We start from the raw sequence: 17467 nt of genomic DNA on the forward strand, positions 1-17467 counted from the left end.
CAACTATACTAATTTTTTACATCTTTTCAAATTTTTTCTTTAATGCTCTAATACAGTTCAGAATATATTCGATCACCCTGACTCAGCCTTTACCTCCAAACCGAAAAACCGCAGCTTCCTTATGGGTCAACTGCGGTTGTGTATAGACCTTTATTTATTTGATAATGCTATATCGTCTACATAAACAGAGGCGTTTCCACTGCCACTTACAGGTTCAATTTTAATGCCGATTGATTTGACGCTATCGAGCCCCCATGAAGAATCCAGCGGTAATACTATTGTCTTAAATCCGCTGGAATCTACTGAAACCACCCCACTGTCATGCCAATTCCAATTGCTGCCTGTCTTAATATATAAGCGGACATTTGCTGTTCCGGAAGACAATTTTACCTGCGCACTGATTGAATCTGCTGCAGAAAGATCGGCAGCCTGTACCTTTGTAAGTTCAAAGCCCGCTGTCTTCGATAAGTCGAATGTACTTTGAAGGGAGGATGTTCCTTTTGCGGCTTCTGTTAAAGAGATTGCTGGCACAGAGGCCCCCGCCTGATTTTGCTCGACTGCCCACCCTTGTATATCTGATTCAAAGTCATATAAAGTTCCAATAGGTTCCGGCGAACTTCCAGGTCCTGTTCCGCCGTTAGGGACGCCTCCCGTACCATCGTTAATTGCCTTGATGTCATCAAGATATAGCGTGCTGCTTAGCGCTGCTCCATTAACTGCATTTACGTATACAGAAAAATCCTGCACATTTTTCAGTGTGACTTTGTTCAGCTTCTTGCCTGCATTGGCAATATCCCATGGAGCCACGGTAAATTGGTTAAAAGGAATCTCTACCCAGCCAGGTGCAGTTCCTGCCAGGGATGGATAGGCTTCATAAGATACGCCGTCTACCTTAAGCTGGACAACCATTTTTTGATTCTTCCCATCCGGCACGAGCCAGAACTTCAGCTTATTAAATCCGGACCAGTCCACACCACCCAGTGATTTAGTTATACCGGCGTAACCAGAACCAGCAAGTGTATAGTCTATTTTCATGGCGTATGTGCCGCTGCTTTTGTTTGTACCTGTCAGAGAGACAGATGCTGCATCTCCTCCTGCATGAACGAACTTCGCTGCAAGAGCAGCACTATCGCCTTGGTAAGATTCAAAATCGTCGACAAGTGACGGATCCGAAGCTGCTTCTGCATACGTGCTGAGCAATTCAATATTATCTGCGTACAGGGCTCCATCCAGTGTCAGTCCGCTTCCTACAAGTGAGAGCGCAAGACTCTCTGCCGCCTCCGACTTTGTTGAATCGTTCAGGTCTATTGTTACTGGATATTTAAAGTATTCCATACCATCTATTGACACTTTCTCCAGGCCAGAAAGCTTTTGTTCCGTAGCTGCCATCCCGTATTTCGTGTCCCAATCCGGCGGCAGCATAACGATTCCTCTGATTGACGCATTAGCGTTACTGCCTGCATTAGAAGGGATCAGTACGTCCATTTTCACCCGCTTCACTGCATCAAGGTAAACCTCCTGTGCTGCTTTCGGCAGTTCCAGCTTTATCTCCTGCCAGGTATCAGCCTGATTTAGTCCGGTAACATTGATTTTAAGCTTACCATCTCCATTTAATACAGCATGTTCAAAGGTAGTTTTTATGCTTTCAGGATACGTACCGTTATTTTGTACATCCGTAATTCCAGAGTCAAATGTATATTTTTTCATTGAGATTTCAGGAACTTTTACAAACACTTTTACCGTTTGTTCCTGGACACTATGATCCCTGAAAAAGGTTTTAACAGTAATATTAGCCGATTTTCCGTTAAATTCTCCTCCTGGCGCCCAATCTGCGGAATAGAACCCGTCAGTATCCAGCTTCATCGGTACTTCTGTATGGGATCCTTCAACTGAATAAACAACTTTCGAAGGTTTCTCGTTTAAAACCCTGGTTCTTATTTTGGTAACAGGATTTGTAACTGTAGAGTTGGCAGTTGGTGAAGCAATGTGCATGAACGGCGTTTCATGGGCTGCTTTCGCTTTATACTTGTATACTCCTTCCACTTCATCAAGGAATGAAGTATAAGGGTCTTTGTAATAATTAATAAAGTCAGGAAGCAGTTCATGATCGCCCAATCCATTAGGTGCATCGTTATACGGAACGAATAAATTGCCATTTAATGCAAAGTTCGCCCAAGTCTGCATATACGAGATACGTCTGGCATCCGGGTCAGCTTTGATCGCATTCATCATTCTTGTAAACCATTGTAAATCCCCATTGCCTGTAGTCTTCATACCTTGCGGACTATATCCGAATTCAGAAAAAGTAGCGATTTTACCTTTCCGGTCAGCTAGCTTTGAAATCATGCCCAGATCACTGACAAGGTTTTTCAAAAACTGCTCGGACCCCGGATTGGACTGGTTATCATATTGATCCATACCCAGAATGTCCACATATTCGTCGCCGGGATATGTCGTCAGATAGCTGTCCTCGCTGCCTCCAAAGGTTCCATTTGGCGAATAAACATAAAGGAAATTATGTACGCCCTTTCTATCCCGAAGGTATTCAACCGTATATCTGTAAATTTCAACATACTGGCTGGTCGTGGTCGTTTTTGCACCCCACCAGAACCATCCCCCATTTTGTTCATGGAACGGGCGGAACAGAACAGGAATTAAGTCTCCCTTATCATCTTTCAAATTTTTTGCGAATAATGCAATGTTATCAAGAAATGCATTGAATTCATCATTTTTATCACCGCCAGGCAGAATATGCTCTACCACCGAGCCAGCTGTATCATTAAAGCTTCCACCGGTAACGAAGTTGGGAAAATGTGTACTCAGTGCCAGTATACCGCCCATATCGTGAGCTTCTTTCATGGACGCAGCAAGATTTTCCCGGCTTTTCTCTGCATCATTTGGAACGCCCGGCTTCTCTTTCCCCTCAAGACTTAACGTATCCCATCCAAACAAGGCTGGAAAGTCTCCGACCGAATTCTTCACATCTGACTCCGGTTTTCCTGAACCTGTAAGAGTCAGTCCTTCATCCGTTGTGTGCTGATGGCCAAAAAGCACATGCTTTCCCCTTACATCATTAAGATAGGCAAACAAAGACTTTGTTTTATTCGTGGCTTTAGCATCTACAAAATTTACCGTCCGATTTTTCTTCACAGCCTCGTGTGCTTTGGAAGATGCGGCTGATGACAGCGATGCTTGTACATTTATAGATGGAAGTATAGATAATACCAGGGATGAAGCCATAACTGAACTGATAAGAACCTTTGATTTCTTCATATGCAACCTCTTTTCTAGGTTTTTAAAGATAAATTAACTTACCGTTAACTTAGTTTCCTATATTCCTTCCACCCTCCAGTTCTATTATTTTTTAAGCGCTTACAATATTCTTATTATAAACTGTTTAACTATTAAATTTCATCAAATACCTACTCCTGCTTTAGTACTATTTTAACTTAATTTATAGATTTAATTAACTAATAAACTTCACTCATTAAAGTTAAATACTAATTTGTTTTGCCTTTAAGTTTATGGTGTAATCTAAAGATTGTTATTATATAATAAAACATTTAAACGATATTAAAGGAAGCGGGTTTGAAGTGAGAATTCAGAAGTATATGAGTGAGATAGGATATTATTCTAGGAATGAAACAGATAGATTAATTAAAAATCATAGAATTTTGGTAAATGGGATAATCTGTGAACATAATACTCTTATAAATCCAGGTGACATTGTATTAATAGATAATAAGCCCTTGCCTGATAGAGAGAGTCCTGTGTATATAGCGCTTAACAAACCAGTCGGAGTAACCTGTACGGCTGCAAAGGAAGTTTCAAACAATATCATTGATTTCGTAAACTACCCTACACGTATTTTCCCAGTTGGAAGGTTAGATAAAGCCTCAGAAGGATTAATTCTTATGACAAATAATGGTGATATCGTAAATAAGATCCTGCGTTCTGAGAATGGCCATGAAAAGGAATACCTGGTGACAGTAGACAGGCCTGTTACACAGGGGTTTATCCAAAGGATGGCAAATGGGGTTGAAATTCTGGGAGTGACAACCAAGACATGTGAAGTTACCCATATCAACGAATACAAGTTTCGAATTATTCTAAAACAAGGACTTAACCGTCAAATTCGCAGGATGGCTAAGGCACTAGGGTACAAAGTAGTAAGGCTAGAGCGTGTCCGAATTATGAATATCGTGCTCGATGGACTTGATAAAGGCGATTGGAGAGAGCTTTCTAAAGGAGAACTTGAGGATTTGTTTTCACAACTAAATTAGTTTTGCTTAAGGCATTGTGTGTTTCTCCTTCATATCAAGTATTAGGTATAAATAATTGCCGAGCTTACACTTGCCAGCGGCGGTCATTTAAATAAATTAAATAAACGACTTCCACATGGAAGCCGTTTTACATTGAATTAGACGCAGCCCTGCTGCTCTCTATTAATTCGAACTGTTTAAGATTACCTCAATATTTCGCAGTTCTTCGTCTGTAAACTCTAGATTATTTAGCGCTGCCACGTTTTCTTCAATCTGGCTGACCCTGCTTGCACCAATTAGAGCAGAGGTTACTCGGCCGCCGCGAAGTACCCAGGCGAGCGCCATTTGCGGCAGACTTTGCCCTCTTTCGGCTGCGATCTTGTTTAATTTTCGGACGCGATCGATTACCTCCCGTGTTACCCGCTCCTCACCAAGTGCACCGGTAGATTTGGCAGCTCGTGAATCGGCAGGTACGCCCCCAATGTATTTATTTGTCAGCAATCCCTGCTCTAATGGGCAGAAAGCAATAGAGCCGACGCCGCTATTTTCTAAAACGTCCTGAAGACCGTCTTCAATCCATCTGTTCAGCATGGAGTAGCTAGGCTGATGAATCACTAGTGGCGTTCCTAAACGGTTGAGGATTTCAGCTGCTTCTGCCGTTTGTTCGGCACTGTAGCTGGAAATCCCAACATAGAGCGCTTTCCCCTGGCGGACGATGGAATCGAGCGCACCCATTGTTTCCTCAAGAGGTGTATTTGGGTCTGGACGATGAGAGTAGAAGATATCTACATAATCCAGCCCCATGCGTTTAAGGCTTTGATCGATGCTCGCCGTTAAATATTTTTTAGAACCCCACTCACCGTACGGCCCTGGCCACATATAGTAGCCTGCTTTTGTGGAAATAATCATTTCGTCCCGATACGGAGCAAAATCGGTTTTTAACATTTCGCCAAACATTAGTTCAGCTGAGCCTGCCGGAGGTCCATAATTGTTGGCCAGGTCAAAATGTGTAATGCCCAGATCAAAGGCTTTTCTTAACATGGCTCGGCCATTTTCAATTGTATCGACACCGCCAAAATTATGCCAGAGCCCAAGAGAAATTGCTGGAAGCTGAAGTCCCGAACGTCCGCTTCTATTATACTTCATTGTTTTATAACGATTATCAGCTGCTTGATATACCATTTGTATGTCCTCAATTCTACTTTTATTTTTCAATCTGAGAAACCTGTTTTTTTCCATTTTGGCTTTCTCTGCCCATATTTCTTACTGCCTGGTGCCGTTTGAACTGCTCCGCCTGCAGCACTAGTAAATTTGTATGCGGAGCTTTAAACGCTGCTATCCTCCTAAACACTCATACCTTTACTCTTTGAACCTGCTATTCTTTCTTTGCCATAGACAGTTATGAATAAGCAGCCGATGGCAGCGAAAATGGTGTAGATTGTAATCATCTGACCATAGCTGATCATGGACGAAATTAAGCCGAATAGAAGATACCCAGCTGTTGAGCCGATTTGTGTAGTATTCATATACAGGGTTGTTGCTGTACCCGGCGCTTCAGGGATAAAATCCTGAAAATAAGCTATGGCAATCCCTGCCGTAATTGATATTTGAGCAGCGCTTAAAATCTGAAGCGGATAAATCTGCCAAGGTTCAGAAACGAATCCGAATATTAAAAAGTAAATAAAGGCCATGAAGTAGCCGATTTTTATTAATATGGAATTATCCATTTTTGTTGCCATCATCCCAATGATAATCATCATGGGAACTTCGAAAATTGGTGCTACGCTAAAGATAATCCCAACTTGCATTTCTGTCCCGTGCAGTACCTTAGTAACAAATAGAGGTACATTCAGCATGTGGATTGAGGATGCTGCATAAAGAAGAAAAGCAGCTGCGAGATTCGCAAGTATATGAGGCTTGCTGATATACTTTTTAACCTTGATTGTTTCTTGATTGGGCACTTCCTGCCGTTCAATATCTTTTAAAAGAAAAATAGCGGTTAACATGCCCAGCAAATAACAGGCAGCTACAAAAAAGAACAATCCTTTGAAATCAAACACCATCACGAGCCATGCTCCCAGCGCCGGCCCTCCTACCCATGCCAGAGCAAAAAACATCCGGAAAATGTTCATAATGAGCGGTGTTTCTTCACTTGGCACTTTAGCATTAGTCAGCGCATCCCTGGCATATGCCCATAGCTGCGGGACAGTCGCAGCCGCGCTCCCAAGCACGAAAAAACCAGTTAATGCAAGCGCATAGTAATTGCGCAGATAGGCAAAGAGTATATATCCAAGCGCGCCGGCTAAAGACGAATAAATAAGAATTTTCCTGCGGCTTAATGTTGTATCAGACTTCTTTGCTATATAGCTGCTGATCACCACACCGCCAACCGCCATAATGGTCATAAACAGCCCGAAACCGATATTGCTCATCCCTACTTCATCGATTCCAAAGAGTGAAGAAAAAGGGGCAAAGAAGGACATGCCAAGACCATAGAGGATATTAAGCAGAAATAGGACCGGTAAGGAGGGAATCCTCCAAATAAAGAGCAATCTTTCTTTAAGAGCAGCCAGCACGTTTTTATTTTTCATTGTTATCAATCCCCGTTTGGTTATCTATCAAATCCATTCATGTAAAAAGTAACCTGGACTTCTGAGTGAAATGGAAGCCTTTCTTATCTGCAGGAATTCAATAGTTTCCCAATATCCCCACCCCGCCCTAAGGACGAAAGGTCGATTGATTCTCTCGTAATTTTTTAGAGTTTTTCTCCATTTGTTTCAATTAATTCTTTATACCAGTGAAAACTCTTTTTCTTGATGCGGCGGAGATCATGTTCCCCTTCTTCATGCTGATTGACATATACAAAGCCATATCGTTTCTGAAAGCCATTCAGCCAGCTTAATAAATCTGTAAAGGACCATACACAATACCCCATCAAATCTACTCCATCAGAAATTGCTTCCTGCATGGCTTCAACATGGGATCGAACAAAGTCGATCCGGTAATCATCATTCACGACATCATTTTCTTCTAATTTGTCATATTCCCCTAACCCATTTTCGCTGATTAAAATAGGCAGATTGTAACGGCCGGTAATTCGGCGAAGGGCAATTCGCAGTCCATTCGGGTCGATATTCCAATCCCAGTTTGTTCTTTCAAGATTAGGATTTGACACCGTCTTGAATACTCCTGGAATTCCTCCATCCTTGGAAGTTCCTTTTTTGCCAGACGTATTCATTTCACCTGCAGTAACTCCGCCTTCTATCGGATTCTCCTCAAATGTAGTTGTCTGATAATAATTCAGTCCCATGAAATCGGGCTTGCTCTCTTTTAATAATTCGAAATCTCCTTCTTCCACAGCAGGTGCCAGATTGTTTTTTTCTAAGTAGCTCCAAGCCGACTTCGGATATTTGCCCCAAGCATAGATATCCATCCACCAGTGGCTGTTTAATTCTTCAGCATTTTCAGCCGCAATGATATCTTTAGGATTTGAGGAGGCAGCATACGCAGGGGAGTAAGCAAAGCTCGGTCCGATCTTCCCGTCTGGAACATATTTGCGGAATTCCTTAATTACACTGGCATTGGCTAAATTCGCATGGTGGTTTACCTGGTAAAACAGCTTGTCATCCTTCACTCCCGGCGGATGAGCGGCCATGCGGTAACCGAGTCCCGTAAAAATATTCTGTTCATTTAAGCTGACCCAATACTTAACCCTAGCGCCAAACTGCTTGAATAATTCCACACTGTAGGCAGTGAAATCTTTTATGATGTTTCTTGATTCCCAGCCGCCGTATTCATCCTGAAGTGCTTGTGGCAAATCCCAGTGGTAGAGCGTAAGAATCGGTTCAACGTTATTAGCTTTCAACTCATTAATTAAGTTGTTATAGAACTCTAAGCCTTTGGGATTGATTTCTCCTTTGCCATTTGGAAATATCCGTGTCCAGGCGACTGAAAAACGGTATGCTCTCATTCCCATTTCAGCCATTAAGCGAACGTCTTCCTTATAACGATGATAGTGATCGACAGCCACATCTCCGGTTGTACCTTTAAATGTTTTACCAGGGATTCGTACAAATTGGTCCCAGTTTGACACTCCTTTTCCGTCCTCATTCCATGCTCCTTCTACCTGATACGCTGCAGAAGCTGCACCCCATAAAAAGTCTTTTGGAAAAGGGGTAAGTTTGTTATGTATCATATGTTTCACTCCTTCAAGTTTAGTAACAAGATATCTCTAATGCACAATAAATCAAAAAAATTGTTTTGATATCGTTTTCAAAACAGAGCTGATTATCCGCTTACACAAATAATTATATATGTTTAGTGTTAAATGTATATACATTTAATTTTCAAAATTCAGAAAATATCTTTATCCTTTTTCTCTAAATTCCTTGTCTCAAACCCTTATTTGTATAATTGATCGTTTTTTACTGATATTTCTCTTTTCTTGATAAGCTCTTGATACCAATAAGCAGATTTCTTCATCCTTCGGTTTCGGTTTTCGTCAAGGTCGATTTCCACCAAACCATACCTATTTTTGAATGCGTTCATCGGGGATACATTATCTGTGAATGCCCATAGCATGTAACCTGAACAATTTGAGCCCTCTTCTATCCCTTTTAACAGCCATTTTAAATGCTCGCTGATAAATTCAATTCTGTAATCATCCTGAATCATCTTCTGTTCATTTTTATAGTTGAATTCATTTTCTACACCCATGCCATTTTCCGCGATAAACCATTCGATATTTCCGTATTCATCCCTCATCCGAAGAGCCATATCAAGCATAATTTGCGGATAGATTTCCCAGCCGCGGAAAGGATTCATCTTTCTCCCAGGAAGCTCAAACATTTCGTAATAGAAAGCCGGATGGAATGGTACTTCTTCATTCCAGGCTGTTGTTCTCGCTTTAACCCTATGCGGGAAGTATAAATTTAAACCTACATAATCAACCGTATTCTCTTTTATGATCTCTAGCTCCGAATCCGCAGCTTCAAATACTATATCGTGTTTCTCCATTAACTCAAGAAGCTCCGCAGGATATTCACCTTTTATGGAAGGATCCATGAATACTCTATAAAAAAACAAGTCATATATCCTGGCAGCATCTTGATCGTGCTTTGCACTTGAACGGGCATATGTTACTTCTGGATTTAAAATCACGCCGATCTTTGAGCCGTACTTTTCTTTGTATCCTTTTTCTTTAAACAACTGAACAACTTTCGCTGTTGCTAGAGATTTGTTGAAGTTCCACTGCATCCATTTACGGGTATTTTGTTCAAAGGGATAGCGGATAGCGTCTAAGTATACTCTTGTTTGTACAACTATAGGCTCGTTAAAGGTGAACCAGTGTTTCACACGTTCTCCATAGCGTTCAAAAACCTTTTCTGCATATTTCACAAACAGCTCCACAACATGCTTCGAGCCCCAGCCGCCATAAGTTTCTAATAAAACCGCTGGCAGCTCATAATGCTCTAAGCAAATCATCGGTTCGACACCTTGTTGGATTAATTCATTGATCATAGAGTCAACATATGCTGCATACTCTTCATCGACATTTCCATTTTCATAGTCAGTGAGAAAACGGGACCAGTTAATGGAGGTCCGGTAATGTGTCAATCCTATTTCTTTCATCAAAGCGGCATCTTCTCTATAGCGATTATAATAGTCCGTAGCTACAGCAGGTCCATACCCGTTATGCCAGACATGTTTATTGTTTTTGTACCAGAGATCAATATATGAATCCTGTGTTTCTTTCTTGCCGCTCCAGCCCTCAGTCTGCCAGGCGGAAGAAGCAGCGCCCAGGATGAAGTCACGCGGGACAGACATGATAAGGTTTTCCACTATCTTTCCTCCTCAGCATAAAATAGAAATGGAGATTAGGTAAAATACTAATCTCCATTTCTATTTTTACCATTTCACAAGATCAGCATACATAAAGTTATTTAACAGAAACGCTTTCTTTAGATGACAAGTCAGCGCCGTTTGTGGCAATGACTTTCTTATACCAGTCAAAGCTCTTCTTCTTATATCTCTTTAAATCTCTTAAATCGGTTTCGCCCCTGTTAACAAATACGAAGCCATAACGCTTTTCAAATGATCCGCCTGAGCTGATCAGATCCGTCGAACCCCATGTAAGGTAGCCGAATACATCTACTCCCTCTTCGATCGCCAGCTTCACCTGATTGATGTGTTCACTTAAATATTCAATCCGGTAATCATCTTCAACCGTATTATTTTCATTTAATTCCTCTCGTACACCAATTCCGTTTTCCGTAATGAAGATAGGCAGTCTGTACCGTGCATACATATCTTTCAGGCACACTCTTAAACCGATTGGATCAATCGCCCAGCCCCATTCGTTTGTCTTTAGGCCCGGGTTTGGAGTAACTCCAGAGATCAGCCATTTGCCATCTGCTTTTTCAGCGCTGACTGTCTGGCTCTGATAATAGCTGATGCTTAAATAATCCACTGTATTTTCTTTTAACAGTGCAGCATCGCCTTCTTCAAATTGGGGCATGATTCCTTTCCGCTTCAGGTCACTTGTTACATAAGAAGGATATTCGCCGTGTGCAAAAACATCAAAATAGAAATCTACTAAAAGTTCCTTAGCTTTCATGTTTGCAATAGCGTCCTCTGGCTTGCAAGTATTTGGGTATGTTGTCATATAAGTTACCATTCCAGCCATCTGCCCGCCCGGAACTAGTTCATGAAGGGATTTAACCGCTTTGGCATGGGCAATAAACGCATTATGTGTAACCTGATATTTTAATGCCTCTTCATTTTCTGCGCCATCAAGCTTCACACCCCAGAAATCCGGGTTTGTCAGCACAAGATTCTGCTCGTTGAATGTCAGCCAGTATTTGACTTTATGGCCATAGCGTTTAAATACCGTTCTTGCATAGCGGTCAAATAGATTCACCACTTCTCTTGAAGCGAACCCATTATATTTCTCTCTTAAAGCCAGTGGTAAATCGAAGTGATAAAGAGTGATAACCGGCTGAATTCCATTTGCAATCATTTCATCAAATAAATCATCATAAAACTGCAGGCCTTCTTCATTTACTTCCCCTTCACCGTCAGGGAAAATTCTTGACCAGGAAATGCTTGTCCGATATGCATTAAAGCCCATTTCTTTAAATAGAGCGATATCTTCCTTATAACGGTGGTAAAAATCAACTGCGGTTTTCCAGTCAGACTGGCCTTCTTTTACAGGACGTGCATCCACGATAGAAGGTCCTTTTCCGCCTTCGTTCCAGGCACCCTCAGTTTGGAATGATGTTACAGCTCCTCCCCAGAAAAATCCTTCAGGAAAAGCCTTTTCATTGTTTTTTACCATGATTTTTTCCCCTCTCGCCTTTTAATTTAATGTATATATTTTAGGATTTTCACCCTGAATACCCTCTTCTAAAATTTCCATAACGGTAAGAATTTCTTCATCGCTTACCAGCTTCTTTTTGCCATTCATAACAGCTTGGTACAGATTATCATACACACGGCCATAATCTCCCTTTGGTGTAATAATCTTCTCAAAATGACTTCCATCAGAGTCTTCGAATTGAACTTTCCCATAAGATTCTTCAGGATCCAGCCCAAACCCGCTCTGATCTGGAGTCATCCCGGCTTTCAGACATTCTTCCTGTCTATCAATTCCATATTTAACAAAGCTTCCTTTTGTTCCAAGGAGAGTGAACTTAGGATACGGGATCTTGACTAAATGATTGGTTTTCACGATGGCTTTAAAATGTTGATAAAAAAGCTCAACATGATAATAATCATCCGGATTATTAGGATTTCGAACCGACCTGATATCTGTGTAAACCTTATCAGGTCTGCCGAATAAAGATATGATCTGGTCTATGGTGTGAACACCCAGGCCATAAAAAGCCCCGTCCATTTTCTTGCCGTGATTATCCGGATATTCGGTTCTGAAGTAATCGAAATGGGATTCGATTTCTACTATATTCCCAATACGGCCACTTGAAAGCACTTGTTTTAATGCAAGGAAATCACTATCGAACCGTCTATTTTGAAACGGCATAATAACTAGGTTCTTTTCTTTTGCAAGATTGATTAGATCTTTTGCCTCCGCTAGTGTTGTGACAAATGGTTTCTCCACCAGAACATGTTTATTATGCTCAAGGCTCCTTCTTGCAAACTCGTAATGGGAAGCGTGTGATGTGCAGATGGAAACAAGCTGTATGTCCGGATCCTGAAGTATATCATCGATCTCCGATGTGAACTCGATGCCGCAGGACTTATATTGTTCCTCTACGTCTGGTTTTCTAGTTTTCGAGTAAATTTTGCTGACCTCAAGAGAATCCCTTTGCAATACATAGGGAAGATGATATCGATTTGTACTCTTTCCAAAACCAATAAACCCGATTTTTAATTTCATAACTTCCCTCCAATTTATAGGTAGCAGGATTTTCAAGCGGGTTACCAGATTGGAACAAAACCTCTGATTTCTTCCAAAACAGAATCAATTTCATCCAGGATGTTTTGAGGAATCTCAAGCCCGGATGCCTTAACGTTTTGTTCTACCTGCTCAGGGCGGCTGGCACCGATGATAGCGGAGCTGACCCCTGGCTGTCTCAACACCCATGCTAGTGCTAACTGAGACAATTCTACATCAAGGCTCTTTGCAATTATCGCAAGCTTTTCCACTCGAGTCAGCACATCATCGTTCAGATAGCTGTTAATCCAGGTGTTTGTCCCTTCATTTGCTGCCCTGCTTGCTGAAGGCACCTCCTGTCCCGGCTTATACTTGCCAGTCAGAATTCCCTGTGCCAGCGGTGAGAATACAACTTGCCCAAGTCCTTCCTTCTCACTTACCGGCAGAACGTCTTTTTCGATATACCTAACGAGCATATTATAGATGGGCTGATTAGAAATAAGCGGTCTTAAATGTTGTGCTCTTGCTATATGTACTGCATCTGTGATCTGTGCTGCCGACCATTCGCTGACGCCGGCATATAGAATTTTACCCTGAGACACTAAATCGTCTAAAGCCCTTAACGTTTCATCCACTGGTGTTTCCGGATCGTAACGATGGCATTGATATAAATCGATATAATCTACCCCAAGACGTTTTAAGCTTGCTTCACATTGCTCGATAATATGTTTTCTAGATAAACCGCGCTCGTTGGGACCTTTGCCCATTGAAAAAAAGACCTTTGTTGCCAGCACATAGCTTGAGCGCTGATATTCTTTTAATGCCTCCCCAAGAACCCGTTCCGCAGCTCCCTTGTTATACGCATTAGCTGTATCAAAAAAGGTAACGCCCAGCTCATATGCCTTGTGAATACAGGCAGCTGACTTATCCTCTTCGACTGCAGTTCCGTATGTCAGCCAGCTTCCTAAACCAATCTCACTTACCTTTAGACCGGATCTTCCTAATCTCCTATACTGCATGTCCATACCTCCTGTTTTATGGAGGCTCTTTCCATAGTTTAATTAAGTTACGATAGAGAGCCTCCGAAACCTGGTTGATCACCACTGAAAAAATTGCTTCGTAATTAATCGATGCAGCTGTCTTCCCGCTGTTTTCTAAAACGCTTTCATCTACTATTATAAATCTATTTTTATATATGTCTATTCTTTAAATTAATAAGTATAGACAATTACTCAATTTCTTTTTTAACTAACCTCTAATGTGTGATGCTGGGACTTATGGAGCTTCCAATAATGTCCTTTTTGATTAAGTAATTCCTGATGTGTCCCTTCTTCTATAATTCTGCCGTTTTCAATAAACAGAATGCGCGTTGCATTTTGAATCGTTGAAAGACGGTGAGCAATGATAAAGGAAGTTCTGTCTGCAAGCAGTGTTTCAAGACCCCTCTGAAGAGCAAGCTCCGTTTCTGTATCAATAGAAGATGTAGCTTCATCCAAGATAAGAATCTTAGGATCTGCCAGCAGTGCCCTTGCAAACGAGATAAGCTGCCTTTGCCCGGTAGAAAGCCTGGTCCCTCTTTCATTTACCTCTGTTTGATATCCATCTTTCAATTCGCTGATAAAGGGGTCAGCCTGGACTGCTTTCGCAGCTGCGATCACTTCTTCATCTGCTGCGTCTAATCGTCCATAACGGATATTGTCCATGATCGTACCAGAAAAAATAAAAGGATCCTGAAGCATAACCCCCATTTGTTTCCTAAGGGAGTGAATGGTAACGGTCTTAATATCTACATCGTCTATTTTGATGGATCCGCTGTTAATGTCATAAAAGCGGCTGATCAGGCTGACGATTGTCGTTTTTCCCGAGCCGGTTGCTCCGACAAGGGCAATAGTATCTCCTGGATTGGCTTTAAAATTGATTCCTTTAAGGGTCCGGTCTTCGCCTTCATAGCCAAACACCACATCATCGAACTCTACCTTCCCTTTGATCATACCCAGGTCCTTGCTCTCGGGGTCACTTGTAACAGTCGGCTTCTCATCCATCATTTCAAAGATTCGTTCTAGATACGCCATGGCATTAATAATGGCATTATAGAAATTTCCGATGTTTGCGAGCGGTGTCCAGAACATCCAGATATACCCGATGAACGCTATCAATGAACCCACAGTCACACCATCGCCAATCATGGATATCCCCATCACATAGATAAAGGAAACAGTCAGAACTGAAATGTTTTCAATAGAAGGCCAGAGAAGGAACTGAATATAGACAGCCTTCATCCAAGAGCTTCGATACTCACCAGAAACCTCCTGGAAGATTCTTTTGTTCTCGCTCTCCCTTGTAAAGGCCTGTGTCACTTTAATTCCATTAATGCTTTCATGAATATAAGCGTTCATATTGGATTGTTTATTGCTCAGATCCTGCCAGGCTTTACGCTGGGCATTTTTAATTAGGAAGATAATACCTGCAAGTACCGGAAAGCCAAGCATAGCGAGAAGTGTCAGCTTCACATCAATAACGAGCATAAACCCAATAATGACGGCGAGACTAAACATATCAGTGATTAAATTGATCAAACCATTTGACAGTAAATCACTTAACGAATTCACATAATTTACTACACGGACTAAAATTTTCCCATGCGGTCTGCTGTCATAAAAAGAAAAGGAAAGAGACTGTAAATGTGTAAATAAATCTTTACGGATATTCTGGATAATACTCTGCCCAATTTGGGACATGATCCTGATCCGGTATTTCATGCATATTCCAGTTATAATCAGTGCAAATAAGTAGATCGCTGACAAAAGAAAAAGACCCGGGATATCTTTGCCTGGTATTTCTTCATCAATAGCCTGTTTGATTAAATACGGGCCGATTAAGTTCGCACCACTTGCGATCAGCATGATGAGAACCGTCAGGATGATCTTCTTTTTGTATGGTTTAATATAAACAAACAGCCTCTTCAGATGAGTGATACTAAATGGGGTATCCAGCTCTTCATCAACATCAAATTTATTACGGGCCATTTATATCACTTCCTTGCCATGCTGCTTATGATCAAAGTTTCCATACTGGTTTTTATACACATTATAGTAATAGCCCTTCTTCTTAATCAGTTCTGTATGCTTTCCTCTTTCAATAATTCTTCCGTTCTCCATCACGAGGATTAAATCCGCTTCTTTTACTGAAGAAATTCTGTGGGCAACAATAAAGCGGGTTTTACACTGATGAATAGATTGCAGGGTAGTTTGGATCCGCAGCTCAGTCTCCATATCGACACTGGAGGTTGTATCATCCAAAATGAGTATAGACGGGTCCTTTAGTATCGCTCTGGCTAAAGCAATACGCTGACGTTGTCCTCCAGAAAGACCCACTCCCCGCTCTCCTACAATCGTGTCGTAACCTTCCGGTAAAGCAGAGATAAAGTCATGCGCTTCTGCTAGTCTTGCAGCATTCTGTATAGAATCGAGTGATGATTGAGGGCTTCCGTACGCGATATTTCCTTCAATTGTATCCGAAAAAAGGAAAATATCCTGCATGACCATAGCCATTCCATCCCGGAGTCTTTGAATGTCCCAATCTTTTACATTGATGCCATCCACTCTCACTACCCCGCTTGAGGCATCATAAAAACGGCTTAGGAGATTTACTAATGTAGATTTACCGGAGCCCGTCGGACCAATAATCGCGACGGACTGCCCTGGTTTTGCCTTAAAGTTTATATCCTTAAGTACAGGACCTTCGCCATAGCTGAAATTCACATGGTCGAACTCTACGACTCCATTAAAGTTTTTTACCTTGGCAGCCTCTGTTTCTTGATTCATGATTTTTGGTTCTGTTTTCAAGAGCTCCTCCACTTTTTCAGCAGAAGCAATGAACCGCTGTACATCATTGATCAGCCAGCCTGCCATGCGCATTGGATTATTGAGGGCCCAGATCAGAGAATTGAACATGACCAGCTCACCAAATGTAAGGGAACCGTGGATCACCATAATCCCTCCGGCTAAAATCATAACCACCGTCAGCACGCCTGCAAGTGAATCCAGAATCGGAAGATATTTTTCCCAAATCTTCGCAGATTGCAAATTCTTTTCTTTAAAGGCACCGTTTTCGGCTGAAAATTTTTGGATTTCATACTCTTCCTTAGCGAATGCTTTTACAACCCGGTTCCCGCTGATGTTTTCCTGCACCACTGAGTTCAGTCTGGCAAATTGATTCCTGATTTCGGTAAACGTAGGACGAACATCGGCTGTGAGCCGAAAAGCGAAGAAACCAATAAAAGGTGTTACCATCAGCATGGCCAGAGCCAGCGGTGGATGAATATAAAACATAAACCCAATGGCAAATAGCAGAATCATAGCATTCTCAAAAATCATATAAATGGACCACGCGGTAAAATGCCGGACAGCTTCCAGATCACCTGTCATACGGGCCATAATATCCCCTGTTTTAGTCTGATCGTAGAAACTGAAATCCAGTTTATGAAGGCGGTCATACAAATTTGCCCTCATCTTGAAGATGACATTCTGCGACAGCTTTTCAAACGTCATTTGATACCCATACCGTACTATTGTCCTAAAAAAAGTAAACCCAATCATTATTCCTAACAGCGGCCCCAATACATTCTTCTGCTGCCCATAAATAACATCATCCACGATCTTACCTGCTATATACGGGTTAAGCATGTTTAATGCCGAAACAACCAGCACGAGCAGCAAGCCAAGTGCAAACCTGCCCTTATATTCGCGTATGTAGCTCCAGGCCCATCGCAAGCTATGCATATTTACCTCCTTTCTCAAGCTCAGAAGTCCAG

At 41.7% G+C, this 17467-nt stretch carries 11 protein-coding genes; 1 reads left to right on the forward strand and 10 read right to left on the reverse strand.

Annotated elements, in window-relative coordinates:
* Positions 1-150 precede the first annotated feature (150 nt).
* Complete coding sequence (locus tag JOC77_RS07045) at positions 151-3273, reverse strand: glycosyl hydrolase (RefSeq protein ID WP_204540787.1); 3123 nt, start codon at positions 3271-3273, stop codon at positions 151-153.
* Between the two features lie 320 nt (positions 3274-3593).
* Between JOC77_RS07045 and JOC77_RS07050 the strand changes: the two genes are divergently transcribed.
* Positions 3594-4283, forward strand: a complete 690-nt coding sequence (locus JOC77_RS07050; protein ID WP_204540790.1) for a pseudouridine synthase — start codon at positions 3594-3596, stop codon at positions 4281-4283.
* 162 nt (positions 4284-4445) lie between these two features.
* Here JOC77_RS07050 and mgrA read toward each other — a convergent pair whose 3' ends face one another.
* The 9 genes from mgrA to JOC77_RS07095 all read right to left on the reverse strand — a co-directional run bounded on the left by mgrA (position 4446) and on the right by JOC77_RS07095 (position 17435).
* Positions 4446-5444, reverse strand: coding sequence for an L-glyceraldehyde 3-phosphate reductase (gene mgrA, locus JOC77_RS07055; protein ID WP_204540793.1), 999 nt, complete (start codon positions 5442-5444; stop codon positions 4446-4448).
* A gap of 161 nt (positions 5445-5605) precedes the next feature.
* Positions 5606-6853: a sugar efflux transporter gene (locus JOC77_RS07060; RefSeq protein WP_204540796.1), complete on the reverse strand. Its 1248-nt coding sequence runs from the start codon at positions 6851-6853 to the stop codon at positions 5606-5608.
* A 164-nt stretch (positions 6854-7017) separates the two neighbouring features.
* Positions 7018-8457 (reverse strand): glycoside hydrolase family 1 protein, encoded by a 1440-nt coding sequence (locus JOC77_RS07065; protein ID WP_204540799.1) that lies wholly within the window; start codon positions 8455-8457, stop codon positions 7018-7020.
* Between the two features lie 206 nt (positions 8458-8663).
* Positions 8664-10088: a glycoside hydrolase family 1 protein gene (locus tag JOC77_RS07070; RefSeq protein WP_204541256.1), complete on the reverse strand. Its 1425-nt coding sequence runs from the start codon at positions 10086-10088 to the stop codon at positions 8664-8666.
* Between the two features lie 112 nt (positions 10089-10200).
* On the reverse strand, positions 10201-11598 hold the full coding sequence (locus tag JOC77_RS07075; protein ID WP_204540802.1) for a glycoside hydrolase family 1 protein: 1398 nt from the start codon (positions 11596-11598) through the stop codon (positions 10201-10203).
* A 21-nt stretch (positions 11599-11619) separates the two neighbouring features.
* Positions 11620-12657, reverse strand: coding sequence for an oxidoreductase (locus tag JOC77_RS07080; RefSeq protein ID WP_204540805.1), 1038 nt, complete (start codon positions 12655-12657; stop codon positions 11620-11622).
* Between the two features lie 41 nt (positions 12658-12698).
* Positions 12699-13673, reverse strand: a complete 975-nt coding sequence (locus tag JOC77_RS07085; protein ID WP_204540809.1) for an aldo/keto reductase family protein — start codon at positions 13671-13673, stop codon at positions 12699-12701.
* A 225-nt stretch (positions 13674-13898) separates the two neighbouring features.
* The gene (locus JOC77_RS07090) at positions 13899-15680 is read right to left on the reverse strand and encodes an ABC transporter ATP-binding protein (protein ID WP_204540812.1); all 1782 of its coding nucleotides are present in this window, start codon (positions 15678-15680) and stop codon (positions 13899-13901) included.
* Complete coding sequence (locus tag JOC77_RS07095; RefSeq protein WP_204540815.1) at positions 15681-17435, reverse strand: ABC transporter ATP-binding protein; 1755 nt, start codon at positions 17433-17435, stop codon at positions 15681-15683. It lies immediately after the preceding gene.
* Positions 17436-17467 lie beyond the last annotated feature (32 nt).

This window comes from Peribacillus deserti, assembly GCF_016909175.1.
GTDB classification, from domain to species: Bacteria; Bacillota; Bacilli; order Bacillales; family DSM-1321; genus Paraperibacillus; species Paraperibacillus deserti.

Bases quoted from the DNA above. Each gene is read 5' to 3' on its own strand.
- JOC77_RS07090 (WP_204540812.1), bottom strand. From the start codon at position 15,680: ATGGCCCGTAATAAATTTGATGTTGATGAAGAGCTGGATACCCCATTT.
- JOC77_RS07075 (WP_204540802.1), bottom strand. From the start codon at position 11,598: ATGGTAAAAAACAATGAAAAGGCTTTTCCTGAAGGATTTTTCTGGGGA.
- JOC77_RS07060 (WP_204540796.1), bottom strand. From the start codon at position 6,853: ATGAAAAATAAAAACGTGCTGGCTGCTCTTAAAGAAAGATTGCTCTTT.
- JOC77_RS07065 (WP_204540799.1), bottom strand. From the start codon at position 8,457: ATGATACATAACAAACTTACCCCTTTTCCAAAAGACTTTTTATGGGGT.
- mgrA (WP_204540793.1), bottom strand. From the start codon at position 5,444: ATGGTATATCAAGCAGCTGATAATCGTTATAAAACAATGAAGTATAAT.
- JOC77_RS07080 (WP_204540805.1), bottom strand. From the start codon at position 12,657: ATGAAATTAAAAATCGGGTTTATTGGTTTTGGAAAGAGTACAAATCGA.
- JOC77_RS07070 (WP_204541256.1), bottom strand. From the start codon at position 10,088: ATGTCTGTCCCGCGTGACTTCATCCTGGGCGCTGCTTCTTCCGCCTGG.
- JOC77_RS07045 (WP_204540787.1), bottom strand. From the start codon at position 3,273: ATGAAGAAATCAAAGGTTCTTATCAGTTCAGTTATGGCTTCATCCCTG.
- JOC77_RS07085 (WP_204540809.1), bottom strand. From the start codon at position 13,673: ATGCAGTATAGGAGATTAGGAAGATCCGGTCTAAAGGTAAGTGAGATT.
- JOC77_RS07095 (WP_204540815.1), bottom strand. From the start codon at position 17,435: ATGCATAGCTTGCGATGGGCCTGGAGCTACATACGCGAATATAAGGGC.